Source organism: Senegalimassilia faecalis, assembly GCF_004135645.1.
In the GTDB taxonomy this organism is placed as follows: Bacteria; Actinomycetota; Coriobacteriia; order Coriobacteriales; family Eggerthellaceae; genus Senegalimassilia; species Senegalimassilia faecalis.
In genome coordinates this window covers 1,832,584-1,851,949 of record NZ_SDPW01000001.1, presented here as the reverse complement: position 1 = coordinate 1,851,949, position 19,366 = coordinate 1,832,584, and the positions used below count along the sequence as shown (strand labels likewise).

Below are 19,366 nucleotides of genomic sequence, written 5' to 3'. Positions count from 1 at the left end.
TGAGCGAAAGCTCCGCCCCAACAAGGCAGCGCGAAGCGCGACGCTAACATCAAAAAGCGCGCGAAGAAACCCTAGCGCGCAACTTGCTTTCCTGTTTGCGGCTGCTTATAAAGAGCGACTCTGAAAACTGTCTGAAGTTTACCTGTGTATACAAAATGATTTCATAAGCAGCGCGCCCGATGCGCGTAGACCTGACAAGGGGACAGATCATATGTCGGGCTCATCGCATTGCGAAGCTGCGAGAGCAAGGTGCTGCGTCGATTGAGCCCAGGCCGCCACGTAGCGTTCACTTTTGCGCCTCGATGACATCGAGCAGCTCCTGCTTGGAATGCACGTCCACCTTGCGGTAGATGTGCTGCAGGTGTGTGGTAACCGTGCCGCGCGATATGACCAGCTCTTCTTGGATGCGCGCCGCCGAACGCCCTTTCGCAAACAAGATAAGAATCTCCGTTTCGCGCGGCGTCAAGCCGCAATCGCGCGCCAGCTTCGTACACCTAGCTTTAAACGGGGCCGGCTTCTTTTTGGGCGGGTTCTCCTTCGATTCCGCAACAAGCGGTGCAAGCTTTTGCGCAATCGGATCGTTTGCCGCCTCTTCAGGCGTTAACGGATCTATGTGGGGAATGTCAGCTGGGTCGATGTTTGCATCGTCCATAATCTCATCGATGGTGCGCGCAACGCCAATCTGATGCTGAATGATAATCGCTCCTGCCGCAAGGGCTTGCGCATGCGAGTCGCCCTCCTCGTCGTCTTCGCCGCATTCGCCCTCGTCATCGGCCATGTTTTCGCCAACGGACATGACCATGTTCTGCCGGTCCACAATGTCCACCAAGTCATCGTCTTTCATGACGAACAGGCACACGGCGAACACCACCAGTGTGCCGCACGCCGCAAGAAAGCTTGCCAACTGCGGCGTAAGCGGCACCGTCGAGCCAAGCGGCGCGGCAAGCATCTGCCCAGCGGTGCTGCCAAGCGTCAGCATGCCCCACCCGATGCCGAACGTGGCAGCGGCCGACAAGCGGAAGTTGTACGTAAGGTCGGCCAGCAAAATCCACACGAACGCGTTGAATGCGTTGTAGCCGATAAGCGTGATAAGCGGGCCAAGCCAATACAGCCCCGCCAGGTTCGAAAGCGACGGCACAAACGCAATAGAAGCCGCAATGGTGAACGTGATGAGCTTGTACAGGCCGCGAAACGTGTTGTCGCGGCGCAGCAGCTCGAAGCCCACCAGCAGCACGGCAAGCACAACGCTGCTGGTCAGCATGGCAGGGTGATAGAAATCGAACGAGGAAATGCCCGTGAGCGAGATGAACACCTGGCGGGCAACACCATCGGCCAGGCCGATGCCAAGCGCGCACGCGCCCACGCGCACGATCAGGCGCGGCGTGGGCATGATCAGCCGCGAGCTGTGATCCATCCACACCAGCGCCGGGCACGCACGGAAACGGCGGCTTTCGCGCATCATGATCAGCCCCGATGCCACCGGCAACGCCGACGTCACCGCAAGCTGAACGGCGAACGGGGTAAACGACACGGCAGAGAACACCACGGCGGCGATAAGCACCGCCACGGGAATCTCGATGCCCACATCGGCAGGCGGACGATTGCGGTGGATTTCGCCATATCCCAAATGGATAAGGCCCGAGCCCACGCCCGTTGCCACGCCGCCTATCAGCAGTAAGGCAAGCGGAGCGTCGGCCAGAGTGCTTGCGCCCACCGCGCAGATGGTGCCCAAAACCGTCGCCGCTATGGAAGCGACCTGGCCAGCTGGACGCGTCAACACTCGCTCGACGACATGCGGGACGAAGCCGCCAGCAAACAACGTAACAGTCAGCGCCGCCGATGAGCTGACGTACACGGCAAGGCAAACGGAATCAGGCGCACCCGAAAGCACACCGACGCCCATGCCCAAAAACATCAGGTACACCCACGCGCGAATGAACCCGAAGCCCCACACGCAGCTATTGAAAAATGTTCGGATATCGTGTCCCTCGCGAGCAAGCGCTTCCTCTTCGAAGGCTTGGTCGCCTACAACTCCCCTCATGCGTTCCCCTCACGCTCAATTATTTCCCCATCACTATTGTACCATCGACCCATCATGGCGAACGAAACGCGAAAATAAGGCATCATATACGTTTGACCAGGTATTTCGCAAATATCATGCAAAACGTGTTATAGGCACTTTTGCGCGTTTCGCGCCCGATTTCTCATCTAATGCATGATGTGCGCGCCCGCGAAAGCAGGCATACTCAAGCCGTCGGGTTGAGGGAACCCAATGCCGGAGGGGGCAGTCGCCAAGGGGGCGCGACAAGCCGAACGCCATCGTCTGAGCGTTCGATACATCATGGCGCACGGCGCATCGCCAACCCACCTTTCTCCGGGAACGCAGACGAACAAGGAGGAGGATTCATGGGGAAGCTGACTATGACACGTCGCACGTTCGCGAAACTGTCGGCTGCAACCGCCGCCGCAGCGACCGTCGGCGCTGCAAGCTACGGAACCGCGCTCGCTGAGAACAAGGTTTCGCAAGCCGAAGCGTCCGAGATCAAGCGCATCCGCTCTTGCTGCCGTGGCTGCGGCAAGATGGAATGCGGCGTTTGGGTGACCGTGCAGAACGGGCGCGTCATCAAAACCGAAGGCGACCAGTCGTCTTCGCAGTCCTCGGGCAACCACTGCTCGAAGGGCCAGGCATCGCTGCAGGCGTGCTACCATCCGCAGCGCATCTACCACCCCCTGAAGCGCACGAACCCCAAGGGCGAGGACCCGGGCTGGATGCGAATCAGCTGGGACGAGGCCATGGAATCCATCGGCAAGGGCTTCAACGAGGTCATCAAAAAGTACGGCGGCCAGGCTTGCTTCGGCATGTGCGGCACGTCGCGCCAGTGGGTATACGGTCCCTACGCATTCTACAAGTGGCTGTTCGACAGCCCCAACAGCCGCGTGGCATCTTCCATCTGCAAAGGCCCGCGCCGTCTGATGGGCTGGCTGAGCTCTGTTGACGGCGCCCCGTGGTTTGCGTTGCGCGACGGGCCACGCGTGTACGTGCAGTGGGGCACCTCGCCTGAAAACTCGAATTACGACGACTCGTGCCGCAACATCGTGGACAAGATGACCGAGGCCGACGTGCACATCTGCATCGACCCGCGTCTGTCCGGCTCGGGTAAAGAAGCCGATTACTGGCTGAATCTTGAGCCCGGCACCGACTGCGCGCTGGCGCTGTGCTGGCAGCACATCATCATCGAACACGACCTGGTGGACTGGGAATTCGTCAAGCGTTGGACGAACAGCCCCATCCTGGTGGTCGACGACATGGAGCCTACGGGCGGCCGCTACCACACGCTGTCCACGAACGTGCAGGTCATGCCCGACCTTACCGGCGAAAAACTGAAGACGCGCCTGCTGAAGGAATCCGACCTGAAAGAAGGCGGCTCGTGCCGCAGGTTCATGGCCTGGAATAAAAACGCCAACGACGGCCAGGGCGGCCTGGTGTACTGGGATACCGATGAAACCCAGTGGGAAGGCTGCCACCACACCGCGCCTACGCGCGAACAGATGGACGTCGTGTACGAAGGTACGTCGCAGGAAGGCTACCTGCCCCCGCTGTCTTACAACGAGCTGACCGACGCCGGCATCGACTTCGACATGACGGGCAGCCATCAGGTGACGCTGGCCGACGGCAGCGTGCACACCGTGCGCCCCGTATGGTCTTACCTGGTGGAGTCCGTGAAGGACTGCACCGTCGACTGGTGCTCAAAGATCACGAAGCTTGATCCGAAGCTCATCGAGGACGCTTGCCTGGCTTGGGCCACGCGCCCCGAGGGCCAGAAGTACGGCAACGGCGGCATCCACCTGAACCTGTCTCCTGACCAGGAAGGCGCCTGCACGCAAACCGTGCGCGCGGTGCTGAATCTCACCTACACCACCGGCAACTTCGACGGTCCCGCCGGCAACCGCGGCCTTTCGCGCACGCCTGTCGACGAGCAGTCCACCGCTGCCCCGGGCACGAACATGCCGCAGGCCGTCAAGCACGTGCTGTCCGGCCTAGGCGCGCTGCCGCCCATGTACGAGGGCACGGTGCCGAAGTACGAGATCACGAACCTGCCCGACCAGTACGACGTGTACTCCAACATGGTGGGCGCAGACAAGTACCCCGTCACGGCGCTGTACAACGAGTGGTGCGACGTCACCAGCATGTACGAGGCCATCCTCACCGGCGACCCGTACCCCATTCGCGCGGGCATCAACGAGGCCGGCTCGTTCATGAACGAGGGCAACGCGAACCTGGCATGGGACGCCCTGCAGTCGCTTGACATGTGGGTTGACCTGAACATGTTCCATCACCCCTCCACGGAGATGGCCGATATCGTGCTCCCCGTGGCGCACTGGCTGGAAATCAACAACATCCGCGTGTCCCAGGGCGCATCGGGCGGCATCGGCATGACATGCCGCGCCGTCGAGCCCCCGGCAGACGTGAAGTTTGACTACGACGTGAATCGCCTGATCTTCGAGTCGTTCGAGAAACAGGGCAATCCCAACGGCACGTGGACGAACATCAAGGGCGACGCACCCGGCGCCTACGACTCCGATGAGCGCATGGAAGACTGGTTCCGCGCCCACAACGAAATCGACGGCTTCGGCGACCGCTACCCCGGCTGCAAGTGGCAGCACATGCAGGAGTATGTTGACGACTTCCAGGAGCACGGCTGGTTCAACGCCAAGGTGCTTGAGCCGAACCGCTGGGGCACGTACCGCCGCTTCGAGACGGGCTGGATGCGTATGGGCAAAGACGCCTGCACCGCTTCGCCCTGGTCGAAGAACGAAGACGGCACTCCCACGGACAAGAACTTCGGCTGCCCCACGCCTTCGGGCTTGGTGGAAATCTGGTCCATCATGTTCGAGACGTACTGCCTGGACAAGGCCAACGAGTTCCAGCCCGGCAAGTTCGACGTCATGAAGGAAATCATGCCGAACTACGAGCCGTGCGTCAGCGCCCCGGGCGGCGAATGGGAAACCGAGCAGTCCAAGCAGGACTACCCGATCATCCTGACCACCGGCCGCCGCATCCCGGTGTACTTCCACTCCGAGCACAGGCAGCTGCCGTGGTGCCGCGAGCTGTGGCCCGTACCGCGCCTGGAGCTCAACCCCGCCGACGCCGAGAAGCTGGGCCTTAAGCAGGGCGACTGGGCATGGATCGAAGTGGAGCCGCACTCCGACCTGGGCAAGCAGTACTGCACGAAGATTCGCCAGTGCGTCGATCTGTACGAAGGCATTGCCGAAGGCTGGGCGAACGCCGAGCATGCTTGGTGGTTCCCGGAGCTTCCGGCCCCCACGCACGGCTTCAAGCTGTCCAACGCCGAGTGCCTGTGGGACCCCATGGCCGCCGACAAGTTCATCAGCTCCACGCACATGCGCGGCGTGCGCTGCAAGATCTACAAGGCAACGCCTGAGAACTGCCCCGATGGCAAGGTCATTCCCTGCGCCACCGAGGACGGCACCGAAATCATCCACGATTCCTCCGACCCGCGTCTGAAGGAATGGATGCCCGACTATGAAATCAGGAAGGAGGCATAAACCATGACGCGATACGCCATTCTCACCGACTTGAACCGCTGCGTGGGCTGCATGGCATGCATGGTCTCCTGCAAGGTCATCAACGGCGTGCCCATCGGCTCGTACTGGAACAAGATGCTGCGCATCGGCCCCTACAAGCGCAAGGACTACAAAACGTCCAACCACGTGGACATGTACTACCTGAGCGTGCAGTGCCAGCATTGCGAGAACCCGAAGTGCGTCGAGGTATGCCCCACCGGCGCCAGCCACAAGATGGCCGACGGCACCGTGCAGATCGACAAGGCCAAGTGCATCGGCTGCCAGTTCTGCGCCATGTCCTGCCCCTACAACGTCCGCTACCTCAACGAGGAAGAGCGCGTGGTTGAAAAGTGCACGCTGTGCGAGCAGCTGACCAGCCAGGGCGGCCTGCCCCAGTGCGTGGCCCAGTGCGGCGGCCGCGCCCGCTTCTTCGGCGATTTGGACAAGGGTATCGAAAGCTTCGAAGCGCCGCGCAACGCCTACAAGGCCGACCGCGAGCACAACGACTTCCAGTACGACCAGCTGTTCGAGGGCAACCGCATCACGTTTGGCGAGCTGGGGCAGCCCTACGACAAGCAAACCGAGGTGCACCACCTGCCGAACGCGGGCAACGACCCGAGCTTCGTGTACGTGCTGCGCGACCGCGAGTGGAAGGGAGATGAATAATGGAACTCCAATGGCCTTTGATTATCTTCACCACGCTCGTGTCGTGGTGCGCGGGCACGTTCGCCACGCAGGCGTACCTGGCGCTTAAGGGCACCGGGCAGAAAGCGCAGATACGCTGCTGGATTGTCTCTGCAGTGCTTCTGGTAGTTGGCGGCATCGCCGTGTTCTTCCACTTGCAGCATTGGGAGCGCATCTTCAACGGCTTCGGCCACATTACCTCCGGCATCACACAGGAGCTTATCGCCATCATCGTGCTTGCCATCGTGGCCGTGATTTACCTGGCCATGCTGCGCAAGAACGAAGGCAACGTGCCGAAGTGGGTTGCCATCCTGGCCATCGTCACGAGCGCCGTGCTTGTGATGGTGATGGGCCACTCCTACATGATGGAAGCGCGTCCGGCCTGGTGCAACGTGCTGTGGATCGTGTCGCTTCTGGGCGTGGCGTGCATCCTGGGCCCCGCAACGGTAGCCGTGGTGTGCGAAACGGTTGGCGAAGACGCCTCTGAGCTAGGCATGCCCGCATTCGTCGGCTCTATCATCAATGCCGTGGCCTCGCTTGCGGCGGCGCTGATGATCAACACCACCCACGTCAGCGAAGTGGGCAACTACTACGACCTGACGCACCCGATGAAGGACATCACCGCATCCGGCCTGAACATCTTCGGCGGCGAAAGCCTTATCCCCACGCTGCTGATGATCGTCCTGGGCTGCGCAGCTCCGATTGCCTGCGCTTACATGGGCAAGAAGACCGGCAACTGGAAGGTGTACGGCTCGGCGGCCGTGGTATGCGCCGTCATCGGCGCCGTGTGCCTGCGCGCCGTGTTCTACCTGGCAGGCGCCTCGGTGTTCGGTATCTACTAGGAAGCAAAAGCGGGGCGCCGCATCGCAGACGGCGCCCCGCTCAAGCTTGAAGGCCCTTACAGAGGCAGGATTCGTTTCCCCACCCCCCTTGCAACGCGAATCCAGCCCCCGTAAGGGCCTTTTCGCGCGTTATGCTGTTGCGCTACTGTTCGCCTTGCGCAAGGCCGGCTCGCTCGTAAGCTTCTTTTACGATGGCGTCATCGGGCTTGATGTCGGCAACGATGTGCAGCGTGCACGTGGACGTCAGGCGCACTTTGCCTTGCTCGTCAGACACCACCACTTCGGACACGCACGTGGTGCGGCCGAAGTGCACGTTGCGAGCCTCAAGCACCAGCTTCTCGCCAATGCTAACGCCGCGGATGAAGTTCACATTGCACGTTTGCGTAACGGCGTGTTTGCCGTACGACCACGTGATGGTGGAGCCCACCACATCGATGATGGCCATCAAGAAGCCGCCGAACGTGCCGCCGCCCGTGTTCGTGGCGTTTTCCGGGATGGTCACGGCGCTGCGCGTATAGCCCGGCTCGATAACCTCGGGGTTCAGGTCGTTGATGTAGGCGCGGTTGCGGTCGTACAGCATCTGCAAGCTTACGCGCACATGCTCTTTCATGGGTCCTTCGGGTGCTGTCATAAGATTCCTTTCTCGAAAAACGAGCACGCCGCACGCGGACGCGTGCGGCATGAGGGAAACACTACTTCTGATGAGCTTCGGCCTGTTTACGTTGCTTCTCGGCGAAGTGCTCTTTCGTAACGATTTTTGTAATGAACGTGCCTTCCGAAATGGTGTCGCCCAGCTCGTCGGTGGCAATAACGTGCCAGAACTGCTTGCGACCGCCGTACGAAGGCTCTTCGCGCTCAAGCTCGGCCACGCCGGTGATCATGCCGTCTTTGCGCGCCTTCTTGTGGCGAATGGTGGTTTCCAAGCCGAAGATCAACTCTTTGTCGAAATCGGTGCGCTCCTCAGCGGCGCGGCTTGCGCACGACTCCAGCAGCGCGATGGTGGCGCCGCCATGCAGAAACCCGTGAGGCTGATAGATTTCGGGCCGCACCGGCATGCGCATCTCCACGCGATCGGCGCTGACGCTGACCGTGGTGATGCCCAGGGTGTCAAGCAACGTCATAACGTCCTCCTAAAACACGAAGGGGCCGCAAGCGCAGCCCCTTTGCTCCAACTTGGTTTGCAAACCCAGTATACTGATACGTTTAATCAGCTTCGCCGGACAAATCGGCAGGCGTGTCCTTTGCGGCTTTGAGCTGCTGCGTCGGCGCCTCATCCAACGGCGCATTTGCCTGCGGCAGCACATCAATCGGCTGGGCAACTTCGGGAATCAGTTCGGTTTCGCGCCGGTCGAACGGCACGCCACCGCCCGCAAGCGGCACCGTGAGCTGCACATCAGCCGCAGCTGCACCGCCCCGCTCCGCTGCCTCTTCCCGACGCAGGCGCTCGGCATCGGCGCGCGCTTCCTCTTCCAGGCGCGCCGCCGTGGCAGCTGTGCCTGCAACAGCACCCATATCCTGGTCATAAGCCGCCTGCTTCACGTCGCCCTTGAACGCCTTCGTGGTGTTGATAAGCACCGCGCCGATGATAAACGGCATCCAGAACACGATGCCGCGATACACCAGGCCGATGGCCGTGCCTGCCGCCGCCGTCTCGCCGAAGCTGGTAAACGCCACCACCACGGCCGCCTCAACCACGCCGACGCCCTGCGGCGTGAACGAGATCATGGCGAACAGCGTTGCCACCACGTAGCCGCACACCAGCGCCGGCGCGTTCTGCACGCCAAAGCCGATGCCCACCAGCACGAAGCACGACAGCTCGCACAGGCTGGCAATCAGCGAGCAGCCATACGTCTGCAGCGTGGGCTTCGGGCTGTGGCCAATCATGCCGGCCGCCTCGGAAAACGCCTTCGCAATGCGATCGGCCCACGGTTCAAGCGGCTTTTTGCGCACGCGCGAAACAACCTTGCAGCTCAGCCGCTCCACGGGGCGCAGGATGCGCATGAGCGCGTCGGGCTTGCGATACGCAAGCACCAGCAGCATGACCATGGTTCCCACCAGGCACAACACCACCATGCCCATGCAGAACCACACCGGCGACAAGCCCACTGTGGCCGCAAGGAAAATAAACGCGCACACCATCAGCGTGGAAAACGCGCCGTCGATGGTGATCTGCATCAGCAGCGCCGCGCCCGTGGCCTTGCCGGCGGGAATGCCGCGCCGGCGCGCATCGTCTACCACCAGCGTGGTGCCCGCCAGGTTCATGGACGGCGCGATGGTGTTCATGAAGAACGTGCCGAACACCAGCGGCAACGTGGATTTCGGCTCCATGTACTCGCCCACGGCGGCGAAGCTGCGCGAGTACGCGAAGCTTTGCGCGAAGTACTTGCACAGCTGCGTGAGAATGGCCGCCGCCAGCGGCAGGGGGCTTCCCTGCTTCATGGTTTCGCCAAGCTCAACCAGCTGGTCGCCGCGCAGGAACACCACCGCCAGCACGATGATGAGGATGACGCCCATGAACAGGTTTTTCACGTTGAATTTCATGCAGAAGCCCTTACTATTCGCCTTGCGCGCACGCAGGGCGCAGGGTCTGATCGTTTGAAGTCGCACCGACGCCGCGCTGAGCCACGCAATCCGAAGCGGCATCGCCATCGCTGCGCGCCACGCCCGCGCACCGGGCCGAGCCACCCGAAACGCCGGCGTCGCTGGCGCACGCAGCCGCAGGCGAAACGCTGCCGGCAACAGGCTGCAGACCGCTTATGAACTCGCGCAGGTCGGAGTGCAGCAGAAAGTCCAGCTCAGCAGCACCTTGCGCGCTCTCATCCGTTTCGATGAACAGAAAGCCGTAGCAGCCAAACGTAGGCACGTCGAACTGGCGCAGCTCAAGCACGTTGGCGAAGCGCTGGGAAAACGCCTGGTAATCGAACGTTTCCGCACCCGTCACGCCCGCCGGCGGGTTCAGCAGCGACATGGTGTACACATGGTTGCCCGCATAGGCGAACGCCGCGTCGAAATCGGGCAGCGCACCGGTCAAAAACGCCTCGTACGTGCGGAAGCCAAACGCGTGCTGCGCCACGTCGGTGCCGCCAAGGCCCGCAAAGCGCAGCGGGTTGAACTCGATGGGCCGCACCACGCCGTCTTCACCAACGCGCATCTCAACGTGCACGGGGAAATTCCGTGCGCCCACCAGGGCATTCACGCGCGTCAGCCACGCCTCGAACACCGGCGCGTTCTCGCGCACGACGGCCGCGGACGTGGTGTACATGCGGTCGGACGTGTCGTTGGGGCCGGCGAAGTCGTGGCGCAGCACGTTGAGCACGTGCGCCACCCCCGCCTCGTCGAAGTACGCATCAAGCGCGTATTCCTGCCCCGTGATGTACTGCTCCAGAATGAAGTCACTGCCGGCAACCACGCTATCGGGATACATTGCCGCCCACGTAGCCGCGTTGCGCGCAAAGTCGGCCAGCGCGGCGTCCCACTCAGCGCGGCACGTCACCACGTGCACGCCCATGCTGCAAAACCCGCGGGCGGGCTTCACCACGAACGGCACGTGCGCGGCAAGCTCGGCGAAATCAAGCTGCGGCAGCTGCTCAGCCGTGCAGGCGCAGAAGAAAAAACCCTCGTCAAGCTGGGACAACAGCTTCCGCATGGCAACTTTGTCCTTGAAGGTTGCAATAGCGCGCGTCAGCGACCCGTTGTCGACGTGCTCGGAAATCCACGCAAGCGCGTTCTCGGAGTTCGTGTACACGCGCTCGCCCGCATCAAGGCGCGCGGCGGCTTCGGCGGCGTCCACCAGGTTCAGCGCGCGACCCGAACGAAACGCCTCGCGGCGCGAGAACGCGTTGCGCAGCACCGGGTGCTGGGATTGCTCCAGCCATTCAAGCAGCTGCGGCGAAGCATACGGCTTGTCAAGGATAACCACGTCCCATCCCCTTTCAGCGAACGCGCCGCCTGCCTCGCAGCGCTAAAACGTTCCATCTTCAACCTGCAAGTATACCGCGAGCGCCGCCTCAAAACGCCCCGGTTGTCCAGCCCCCACGCAAACGGTTGCCAACCTGAAACACGCGCCCCAAAAACAGCAAAAGGCGCGAACCCGTGGTTTGGGTTCGCGCCTTCTCCAATAGGCAAATTCGCCAAGACCCTACAGCCCCACTTTCGCGGCATTGTACACGCGCGCCTTGTCGCGGATGTTCTGGAAGTCGAACAGCACCGAAATCAGAAACGCGATGGTCAGCGGGCCGTTGACCAGGCCGTTGTGCGGCGCCAGCAGGAAAATCAGCGGCGCGCCGAACAGCATGATGGGCACGAGCAGCATCACCAGCAGACTGCCCATGCGCTTGTACAGCCCGTAGATAATCGACGCCATAACGTATAGGAACAGCCCCGTTGCCGCCGAGCCCACAATCGACAGCAGCGCAAGCGCCGCCACCTTGCCCGCCACCACGCCGGCCTCCATGCGCAGGTCCTTCTTCGCCTTCGCGAAGATTTCCTCGCTGGTTTGCGTGTCGGCGTGCGTGGCGCGGAACGGCGCGAAGGGGTCGAACGGGTCGTACTCCACGGTGAAGTCGCCAAACGGCCAGCCGGCGTTCGTGCCGCCCTGACCGCGCGAGGCGCCGTGCATGCCGTCCCAGCTAGTCCACACGTACGTGGTTTGCCCCGGCGTGCCGAACGGCCAGCCGGCAAAGGGGTCGAACGGGTCGGAACCGGCGCCCGCGCCCGAGCCACCCTGGCCCGGCGCACCGGCACCGTAGCCCGAAGGGTGCGCGTACGGGTTACCCGCATACGGACGCGGGTCGCGGCGCGGGTCGAACTCCGGCGTCCAGCTGCGATTGATCAGCACGTCGCGCGCTTCGTTGATCTGCTTCGTAAGCTCCTCGGCCTCGGCGTGCTCTTTCGAGTCGAGCGGGAACTTGTCGGGGTGATGCGCGATGACAAGCTTACGGTGCGCGCGCTTGATGTCATCATCGGTGGCGCCTTCGGAAAGGCCCAGTATTTTGAGTGCTTCTGACTTTTTCATAACGCTGACTATACGGGACGGCGTCGGCCGCGGCAGCAACGTCAGCCCGATGTCACGCATTCGTCAGAATCCGAGAACGAAACCGACACGAGAAATCATCCAAAAGTCCGCGAACGGCACGAACAATCCAGCCGAGAGGCGGCCAAGCAAGCCCCCTGCACGCAAAAAGCGGCGGCCCCGCGAGGGGTCGCCGCTGCTCAGCAAACGGTTTTCGCACGCGCCGCCTAGTGGCGGAAGTGGCGGTGCCCCGTGAACACCATGGCGATGCCGTGCTCGTTGCATGCCTGGATGGACTCGTCGTCGCGGATGGAGCCGCCGGGCTGGATGATGGCGGTCACGCCCCACTCGGCCAGCGTGTCCACGTTGTCGCGGAATGGGAAGAACGCATCGGAGGCGCACACCAGGCCCTTCGCCTCAACGCCCATGCGCTCGCACGCCTCGTGCGCGCGCTTGCACGCCAGAAGCGCGCTGTCCACGCGGTTGGGCTGGCCCGGGCCCATGCCGATGCCGGCATGGTCGCGCGACACCAGAATGGCATTTGACTTCACGCCCTTGCACACGCGCCACGCGAACAGGAGCTCGTGCATCTCGTTGTCGGTGGGCTTGCGGTCGGTGGGAACGGTGAACGTGGCCGGGTCCTCGGTCACGCGATCCACGTCCTGCACCAGCACGCCGCCGTCAACCGAGCGCACCTCCACGGCCGCCGGCGCGTCCACGCCGCCGGTGCGCAGCACGCGCAGGTTCTTCTTCTGCTGCAAAAGCTCCAGCGCCGCCGACTCGAACTCGGGCGCGATCAGCACCTCCACGAACTGCTTGTTCTCGTTGATGTGCTCGACCATCTCAAGCGTGACGGTGCGGTTGGCCGCGATGATGCCGCCGAACGCGCTTTTCGGGTCGCACGCGAACGCCTTGTCGTAGGCCTCGGCGATGGTGGCCGCCGTAGCCGAACCGCACGGGTTCTGGTGCTTCAGGATGATAACGGCCGGCTCGTCGAACTCGCGCACCAGCGACCAGCACGCGTCGGTGTCCAGGATGTTGTTGTACGACAGCTCCTTGCCGTTGAGCTGCTCGGCGTTCACCAGGCTGTGCTCCTGGGCGAATTCCTCCACGCGGTAGAACACGGCCTGCTGGTGCGGGTTCTCGCCGTAGCGCAGGTCCTGCTGCTTCTCCATGTACAGCGCGCACTCGGGCGGGAACTCGCCCTGGCCTTCGCCGTCCTCGCAGCCGCAGCCGCAGCCCTCGCCGTGCTCATGCGGATGCGCGGCCTGGATCTGGTCGAACAGGAAGTCGGCGATGGCGCCGTCGTAGGCGTTCGTCTTCTCGAACACCTCAAGCGCCAGCTCCATGCGCGTGTCGCGCGTGGTGGCGCCGCCGTTTTCGCGCATCTCGGCCAGGATGCCCTCGTACATCTCGGGGTCGGTGACCACCGCAACGCTCTCGAAGTTCTTCGCGGCGCTGCGCAGCATGGACGGGCCGCCGATGTCGATGTTCTCGATGCAGGTGCCGAAGTCCGCGCCGGACTCCACCGTCTTCTCGAAGGCGTACAGGTTCACGACCACCATGTCGATCATCTGGATGCCGTGCTCGGCCGCCTCTGCCATGTGCTTGGGGTTGTCGCGCTTCGCCAGAAGCCCGCCGTGCACCATGGGGTGCAGGGTCTTCACGCGGCCGTCCATCATCTCGGGGAACTTCGTCACCTCGTCGATGGGCGTGACCGGCACGCCAGCGTCGGCGATGACGCGCGCCGTGCCGCCGGTGGAGATGATCTCCGCGCCGAACTCGTCGTGCAGCGCGCGGGCGAACTCGACGACGCCCGTCTTGTCCGTCACCGAGATAAGTACGCGCTTGACCTTCGGATCTGCCACTTACTTGCTCCTTCCAAACCGTTTCCTGTCGCAAAGCGGGCGCGCGCCCGCGAATTGCCTTATGGTGTCGCGCCGACCGCCACCTACAAGATGAGCAGCCGAGCAGCACGCAGCCGCAGTCGGCGCCGGCGCCTGAGCGCCCCCGCAACGAGAACGCCCCTGCGAGCGAGCACCCTTCCCTGCTAGCCGCTGCAAGAGCGCCCGAGCCTTCGCCTACCGCCAGCGAACCGCTCAACGCGAACGACTCGCGTCGCATGCGCTCATCTTAGAACGTTCGGCGAGGTCGCGAAACGAGAACGGCAAAGCAACAGGCGAACTGCGCAACGACAGGGGCAAGCGCGCGACGCGAAAAAGCGATGAGCAAATGAAAAGACCGCGTGACACACGCCGAAGAAGAGGCAAACACCTGCATTTGCTTCTCTCGCTATTTACTTGCCAAGCATCGAGCAGATTGCGAAAGCGACCATCTCGCCCACCCCCACTATTCGCCTGCGAAGCACGCGGGAATCACCAATCCACGTCAAAACTAGGCACTCCGCCAAACGAACTCCCGCTAGTTTGTGCTCATCCCATGCCCTTGCAGCGTCGAACCTCTTCGCGACATTACGCCAAAGGGCAGCGGCCGTCTCTTCTTGCTTGAATACTTAGTGGCGCTTGTAAACGGCGGGGCTTTTGGGCTGCCGCCTGCGCGTATACTGGCTGCAAACGTATTGGGACGCAAGGCGCGGCGCCCGCGTCCCACACCCGCCAAACGAAAGGCTCACCGTGACTGAGAAGCTGAAAATCGGCGTGCTGCTGTCCGGCAGCGGCACGAACCTGCAGGCCATCATCGATCAGACCGCAAACGGCCTTGCCGTCGAGGTGGTGAAAGTCATCTCATCGCGCCCCGACGCGTACGGCATCGAGCGCGCGCGAGCGGCCGGCATCCCCACAACGTCGCTCAACCGCGCGGTATACGCCGACCCTGAAGCGGCCGACGCGCAGATCGTGGCTGAATTGCAGGCCGCCGGCGCGCAGTACGTGGTCATGGCCGGCTACATGCGCAAGGTCACGCCGGTCATGCTGAACGCGTTCCCGAACCGCGTGCTGAACCTGCACCCGGCGCTGCTGCCGTCGTTCAAGGGTGCGCACGCCATCGCCGACGCGTTCGCGGCGGGCGTGAAGGCCACGGGCGTCACCGTGCACTTCGCCAACGAGGACTACGACAAGGGCCCCATCGTGGCGCAGGAGCCGGTGCGCGTTGCCGAGGACGACACGCTCGAGACGCTTGAAGCGCACATTCACCAGGTTGAGCACGAGCTGTACCCGCGCGTGCTCGGCTGGATTGCCGCCGGCCGCGTAAGCGTCGACGACGCCGGCCACGTGCACGTAGCGCCCGAAGGCGGCGCAGCCGCCCAGGATAAGGCCGCCAACGCGTGCACCGTCGGCACGCATCAAGGGCATTACACCCTGCGTCGCCACGTGGGCACGCTGCGATAAGAAGAGCGAAATGGCGGCGAGCGCACCGCTTTGCCGCCCGGTGCTTTTCACACGCCCCAAAATTCTCATTTTTCTGCAAGCGTCTGACGTGGTAAAACGAAAGTAATCCCACGTCAATGCCGGTAAAGCAACTTGCTGATTTTCCTGAATTTCGGGGCATCGAGAACTGGTGCCTCAAAGACGCGTACCCAATGTGAGTACCATACGATATGAAGGTGGTTACATGAACAAGGAACTGCTGGAGAGCATTGCTGCCGAACTGCGCGCTGGGCGCGCGGTGGAGCTTTCGGTCGAGGACTTCCCGTGCTTCAGCGCGCAGGCGCTGGCAGGCAACGCGCACATATCGCCCGATGACCTGGGCAAACTTGCCGCCGCGCTCACGGCAGCCGATGCACCGGTGTTCGAGCGCGCCGCGCGCGCCATGAACGAGGGCGACCTGGCTTGGCTGGGCTTCAAGATCGTGTGGGACGCCGCCGCAGCGCAGGCCAACACCGACAACGAGGTCACGAAGAAGTATGGCGACGTGGGCTCGGCCGACGGGCAAGGCGCCGTGTTCTTTTGCAACGACGCGAAGGAAATCGTGTCCGCGCGCACGCCAAGCCCGCGCGACGTGTTCCAGATGAAGGACGTCACGCGCGGCCCAAGCATGCACAACGAACAGTTCGAAGGCCTGACCTGGCTTTCCGTGCCGCTGTTCGACCAGGTGCGCGTGTGGCTGCTCGGCGCATCGGACGCGGCGGCCGAGGTGTCGGCGCTGGCTGCGCACGTGGGGTTCGCCGTCACGGCCGTCGACTACGACCCGGCGTACCTTTCGCCCGAGCGCTTCCCCGATGCCACGCGCGTGCTGCTTGAAGGCAGCAACTTCGACGGGCTGGCCAGCCTAACGCCCGCGCCCGGCGACTACGTGTGCGTGCTGACGCGCGGCCACATGTTCGACCCCGACAGCTGCGTGTGGGCCGTGCGCCACGGCGTGCACTACGTGGGCATGATGGGCTGCAAGGGCAAGAACTCCACCGTGCACGACCTAGTGATCGCGCGCGGTGCCACCGAAGAGCAGTGGGAGCGCATCAAGCGCCCCATCGGCCTGAAGTTCGGCGCGAAAACCCCCGCCGAGCTGGCCATCGCCATCGTGGCCGAGCTGGTGGACGTGCGCTACCGCCAGCGCTACAGCGCCGAAGCGCAAACAAAGCACGACGCAAGCCTCGGCCGCTAACGCACCGACAACGAAAGCACGCAAGCGGACCCGCAGCCTTAGCCGCGGGCCCGCTTGCTTTATATGCAGTTAATCGCACGCAGTGCTTTCCCAGCAAAAATCATCCCCGTCATACCTGCAGCAAACCAGCAATTCTCAGGACCTTGAGCAAACTCATAATTCACCAGTAGTCATTACTTGAAACCTACAAAGTACGACAAACGACTTGCCCCTTCATCACACAAGCCGCTTCCTCCGTAACTTCTTTAACCAGTTTTTCTTAAACGATCCGTAAGCTCCGAAAAACCTCTCGTCAGTATTGCTTTGAGCTCCGCATGAGTATTTTGCATCAATAAGCTCTAGCGAGCAGATATAATCAGCCACCTGAAAGAGCCTGTAATCACGTGGGCTTGCGTCCTTATAAATAATCGCGTTCTTGGCCAAGACGTATTCGACCGCATCATGAATTGCCTCTGTCACGATGCTTTGTCCATTGTCATAATAAACTTTTACCGCTTCAAACCGGCTAAGGTACTCGAAGCGATCAAACAGAAACTGTGTAAGATCGCGTTTCATACGCATGAGAAGCTTGGCAATCTCGTCATTGAAATGCGCCTTTTCATATGCAAGCGTAATGTACGAGAATGGCATATGCTCAACGAGAATACGGAAGCAGGATAGATACTGCTTCCGCTCGGCAGTCGTCAGGAGCTTATAGTCATCATTGCCGTTCATAAGGGGTCCCAAATGCATTGGAATATCCGCCATGTTTCGCCTAGCCAAATCTTGCTCGTAAACTGCAACGACATTGGAGATGCTGAGATTCTGCTCGTGAAACACAAGGGTAATCAGGTAGAAGCGGGACGTTTCGCCAGCATCGCCCGATTCATCCACGAATATTGAAATCTCCCGCATAGGTTTTGCCTCCAATAAAAAAATGCCGGGGGAAACCCCCCGGCTCTTGGAGGCCGACCCTTTCGGGAGGACCAATGTCATTTATACCACTAACCAACGCGCTATTACAAGACTAATTATAGCGAACATGCGTACGCTTAACAATATAAAAATACCAATCCGTCCCCTCTCGGGGAATGAGGGTTATCGATCAGCACATGGCCGAGGTAGCATCCATGTAGAAAAGCAACCGTTTGATTTGTTGTGCAACAAATCAAACGACCTGGAGCGCGCCCCAAGAAGCAAAAACTCCAGCGAAACGGCGGACCGCGACAACGTCCTGGGCGCGGAAAACCAAATACACGCGCCCAAAAGACCGTCAAACGCCAAGGGCCGCTACAGCTCGAATACTGCAGCGGCCCTTGCTAGGCATTTCGCTTATCGGCGCTTTCCCTCTCGCGCGCTTTCGCCGGCGCACCTTGCGCGTCGCAGGCGTTTACCCCTCGAAACCGTAGAGGTTGCCTTCGCCCGCATAGGTTACTTCGCCCTTGCCGGCAACGATGCAGCCGACGCGGTACGTCTGCTCGCCGGCTTCGACCAGCGCAGCCTCCACCTCTTCGGCGCGTGCCGGGTCCACGATCAAAATCATGCCCACGCCCATGTTGAACGTCTTGAGCGCCTGCGGCTCGGACAGCTCGGCGGCGTCGCACACGTACTTCGCCACAGCCGGCACCGGCCAAGAGCCCAGGTCAACCTGCGCATCCACGCGCTCGTTCAGGGCGCGGTTCAAGTTCTCGGAAATGCCGCCGCCCGTGATGTGCGCCAGCGCGCGCACCGCGCCCGGGCACGCCGCGAGCGTGCCAAGCACCTGCTTCACGTAGATGCGCGTCGGCGTCAGCAGCGCGTCGGCCACCGACTGGCCGCCCAGCGCCTCAACGGGCGCCAGCAGCTCTTCGCGGCTTTTACCCTCCACGCACACCTTGCGCGCCAGCGAATAGCCGTTCGAATGCAGGCCCGACGACGCCAGCCCGATAAGCACGTCGCCCTCGCGCACGCTTTCGGGATCCAGCATCTTCGGCTTGTCGACGATGCCCACGGTGAAGCCGGACAGGTCGTAGTCGTCGGGATCCATGACGCCGGGGTGCTCGGCCATCTCGCCGCCGATGAGCGCGCAGCCCGCCTGACGGCAGCCCTCGCCGATGCCGGCCACAACCTCGGCCACGTGCTCACGGCGCAGCTTGCCGATGGCGATGTAGTCCAGGAAGAACAGCGGTTCGGCGCCGCACGCCAGAATGTCGTTCACGCACATGGCCACCAGGTCGATGCCCACGGTGCCATGCTTGCCCGCCAGCTGCGCCACCTTCAGCTTCGTGCCGACGCCGTCGGTGCCGGACACCAGCAGCGGCTCGGCCATGTCCTTGGCCGCCGCGATGGAAAACAGGCCGCCGAAGCCGCCGATGTCGCCCACCACCTCAGGGCGATACGTGGAATGCACGGTTTCCTTGATGGCGTCAACGGCACGCGCGCCCTCGGCGATGTCCACGCCCGACGCTGCGTAGGTGACTTCCTGCTTGCTCACTGTTTGCTCCTTATCGTTGAAGTCCAAAGGACCTGTTACCTACTACATGGCGAAGGCCATACCGGCGCGCCCAAGCGCGAAACCGCCGCATCACGAGAAAGCATTGAAGCCTCCACGGGCCTGCCTTCCGGGCCTGCCTTCCGGGCCTGCCTTCCGGGCCTGCCTTCCGGGCCTGCCTTCCGGGCCTGCCTTCCGGGCCTGCCTTCCGGGCCTGCCCCGGGGACGCGCCCC

At 62.4% G+C, this 19,366-nt stretch carries 14 protein-coding genes; 5 read left to right on the top strand and 9 right to left on the bottom strand.

Translation table 11 applies throughout. The features are described from left to right. Window positions 1-286: 286 nt before the first annotated feature. The gene (locus ET524_RS07735) at window positions 287-2,041 is read right to left on the bottom strand and encodes a helix-turn-helix transcriptional regulator (protein ID WP_201738728.1); all 1,755 of its coding nucleotides are present in this window, start codon (window positions 2,039-2,041) and stop codon (window positions 287-289) included. Between the two features lie 365 nt (window positions 2,042-2,406). Here ET524_RS07735 and ET524_RS07730 point away from each other — a divergent pair, with 365 nt between their 5' ends. Genes ET524_RS07730 through ET524_RS07720 form a run of 3 tightly spaced genes read left to right on the top strand, consistent with a single transcriptional unit; the run spans window position 2,407 to window position 7,112 of the window. Next, window positions 2,407-5,568 carry a molybdopterin-containing oxidoreductase family protein gene (locus tag ET524_RS07730; RefSeq protein WP_129424697.1) on the top strand — a complete coding sequence of 1,054 codons (3,162 nt, stop codon included), beginning with the start codon at window positions 2,407-2,409 and terminating at the stop codon, window positions 5,566-5,568. A gap of 3 nt (window positions 5,569-5,571) precedes the next feature. Continuing rightward, window positions 5,572-6,252, top strand: a complete 681-nt coding sequence (locus ET524_RS07725; RefSeq protein WP_129424695.1) for a 4Fe-4S dicluster domain-containing protein — start codon at window positions 5,572-5,574, stop codon at window positions 6,250-6,252. After that, on the top strand, window positions 6,252-7,112 hold the full coding sequence (locus tag ET524_RS07720) for a dimethyl sulfoxide reductase anchor subunit family protein (RefSeq protein WP_129424693.1): 861 nt from the start codon (window positions 6,252-6,254) through the stop codon (window positions 7,110-7,112). Before ET524_RS07725 ends, ET524_RS07720 begins: the two co-directional genes overlap by 1 nt. A 142-nt stretch (window positions 7,113-7,254) precedes the next feature. On the opposite strand, the gene ET524_RS07715 is transcribed toward ET524_RS07720, so the two are convergent. From ET524_RS07715 to purH, 6 genes are all read right to left on the bottom strand, one after another. Next, complete coding sequence (locus ET524_RS07715; protein ID WP_161566634.1) at window positions 7,255-7,743, bottom strand: PaaI family thioesterase; 489 nt, start codon at window positions 7,741-7,743, stop codon at window positions 7,255-7,257. A 61-nt stretch (window positions 7,744-7,804) separates the two neighbouring features. Continuing rightward, window positions 7,805-8,233, bottom strand: a complete 429-nt coding sequence (locus ET524_RS07710) for a PaaI family thioesterase (protein WP_129424689.1) — start codon at window positions 8,231-8,233, stop codon at window positions 7,805-7,807. Window positions 8,234-8,315: 82 nt separating this feature from the next. Continuing rightward, the gene (locus ET524_RS07705; protein WP_129424687.1) at window positions 8,316-9,653 is read right to left on the bottom strand and encodes a lysylphosphatidylglycerol synthase transmembrane domain-containing protein; all 1,338 of its coding nucleotides are present in this window, start codon (window positions 9,651-9,653) and stop codon (window positions 8,316-8,318) included. 13 nt (window positions 9,654-9,666) lie between these two features. Then, window positions 9,667-11,031 carry an ATP-grasp domain-containing protein gene (locus tag ET524_RS07700; RefSeq protein WP_129424685.1) on the bottom strand — a complete coding sequence of 455 codons (1,365 nt, stop codon included), beginning with the start codon at window positions 11,029-11,031 and terminating at the stop codon, window positions 9,667-9,669. A gap of 219 nt (window positions 11,032-11,250) precedes the next feature. Beyond that, the gene (locus tag ET524_RS07695; protein WP_129424683.1) at window positions 11,251-12,126 is read right to left on the bottom strand and encodes a J domain-containing protein; all 876 of its coding nucleotides are present in this window, start codon (window positions 12,124-12,126) and stop codon (window positions 11,251-11,253) included. A 224-nt stretch (window positions 12,127-12,350) separates the two neighbouring features. Continuing rightward, window positions 12,351-13,991 carry a bifunctional phosphoribosylaminoimidazolecarboxamide formyltransferase/IMP cyclohydrolase gene (gene purH, locus ET524_RS07690; protein ID WP_129424681.1) on the bottom strand — a complete coding sequence of 547 codons (1,641 nt, stop codon included), beginning with the start codon at window positions 13,989-13,991 and terminating at the stop codon, window positions 12,351-12,353. 765 nt (window positions 13,992-14,756) lie between these two features. On the opposite strand from purH, the gene purN reads away from it, so the two are divergent. Together purN and ET524_RS07680 are read left to right on the top strand one after the other, a co-directional pair. Next, complete coding sequence (gene purN / locus ET524_RS07685; protein ID WP_129424679.1) at window positions 14,757-15,470, top strand: phosphoribosylglycinamide formyltransferase; 714 nt, start codon at window positions 14,757-14,759, stop codon at window positions 15,468-15,470. 223 nt (window positions 15,471-15,693) lie between these two features. Next, window positions 15,694-16,683: an XdhC family protein gene (locus tag ET524_RS07680; protein WP_129424677.1), complete on the top strand. Its 990-nt coding sequence runs from the start codon at window positions 15,694-15,696 to the stop codon at window positions 16,681-16,683. Window positions 16,684-16,899: 216 nt separating this feature from the next. Here the strand turns inward: ET524_RS07680 and ET524_RS07675 are convergent, their stop codons facing one another. Together ET524_RS07675 and purM are read right to left on the bottom strand one after the other, a co-directional pair. After that, complete coding sequence (locus ET524_RS07675; RefSeq protein WP_161566633.1) at window positions 16,900-17,577, bottom strand: DUF3800 domain-containing protein; 678 nt, start codon at window positions 17,575-17,577, stop codon at window positions 16,900-16,902. Window positions 17,578-18,052: 475 nt separating this feature from the next. Continuing rightward, complete coding sequence (purM, locus tag ET524_RS07670; RefSeq protein WP_129424673.1) at window positions 18,053-19,135, bottom strand: phosphoribosylformylglycinamidine cyclo-ligase; 1,083 nt, start codon at window positions 19,133-19,135, stop codon at window positions 18,053-18,055. Window positions 19,136-19,366 lie beyond the last annotated feature (231 nt).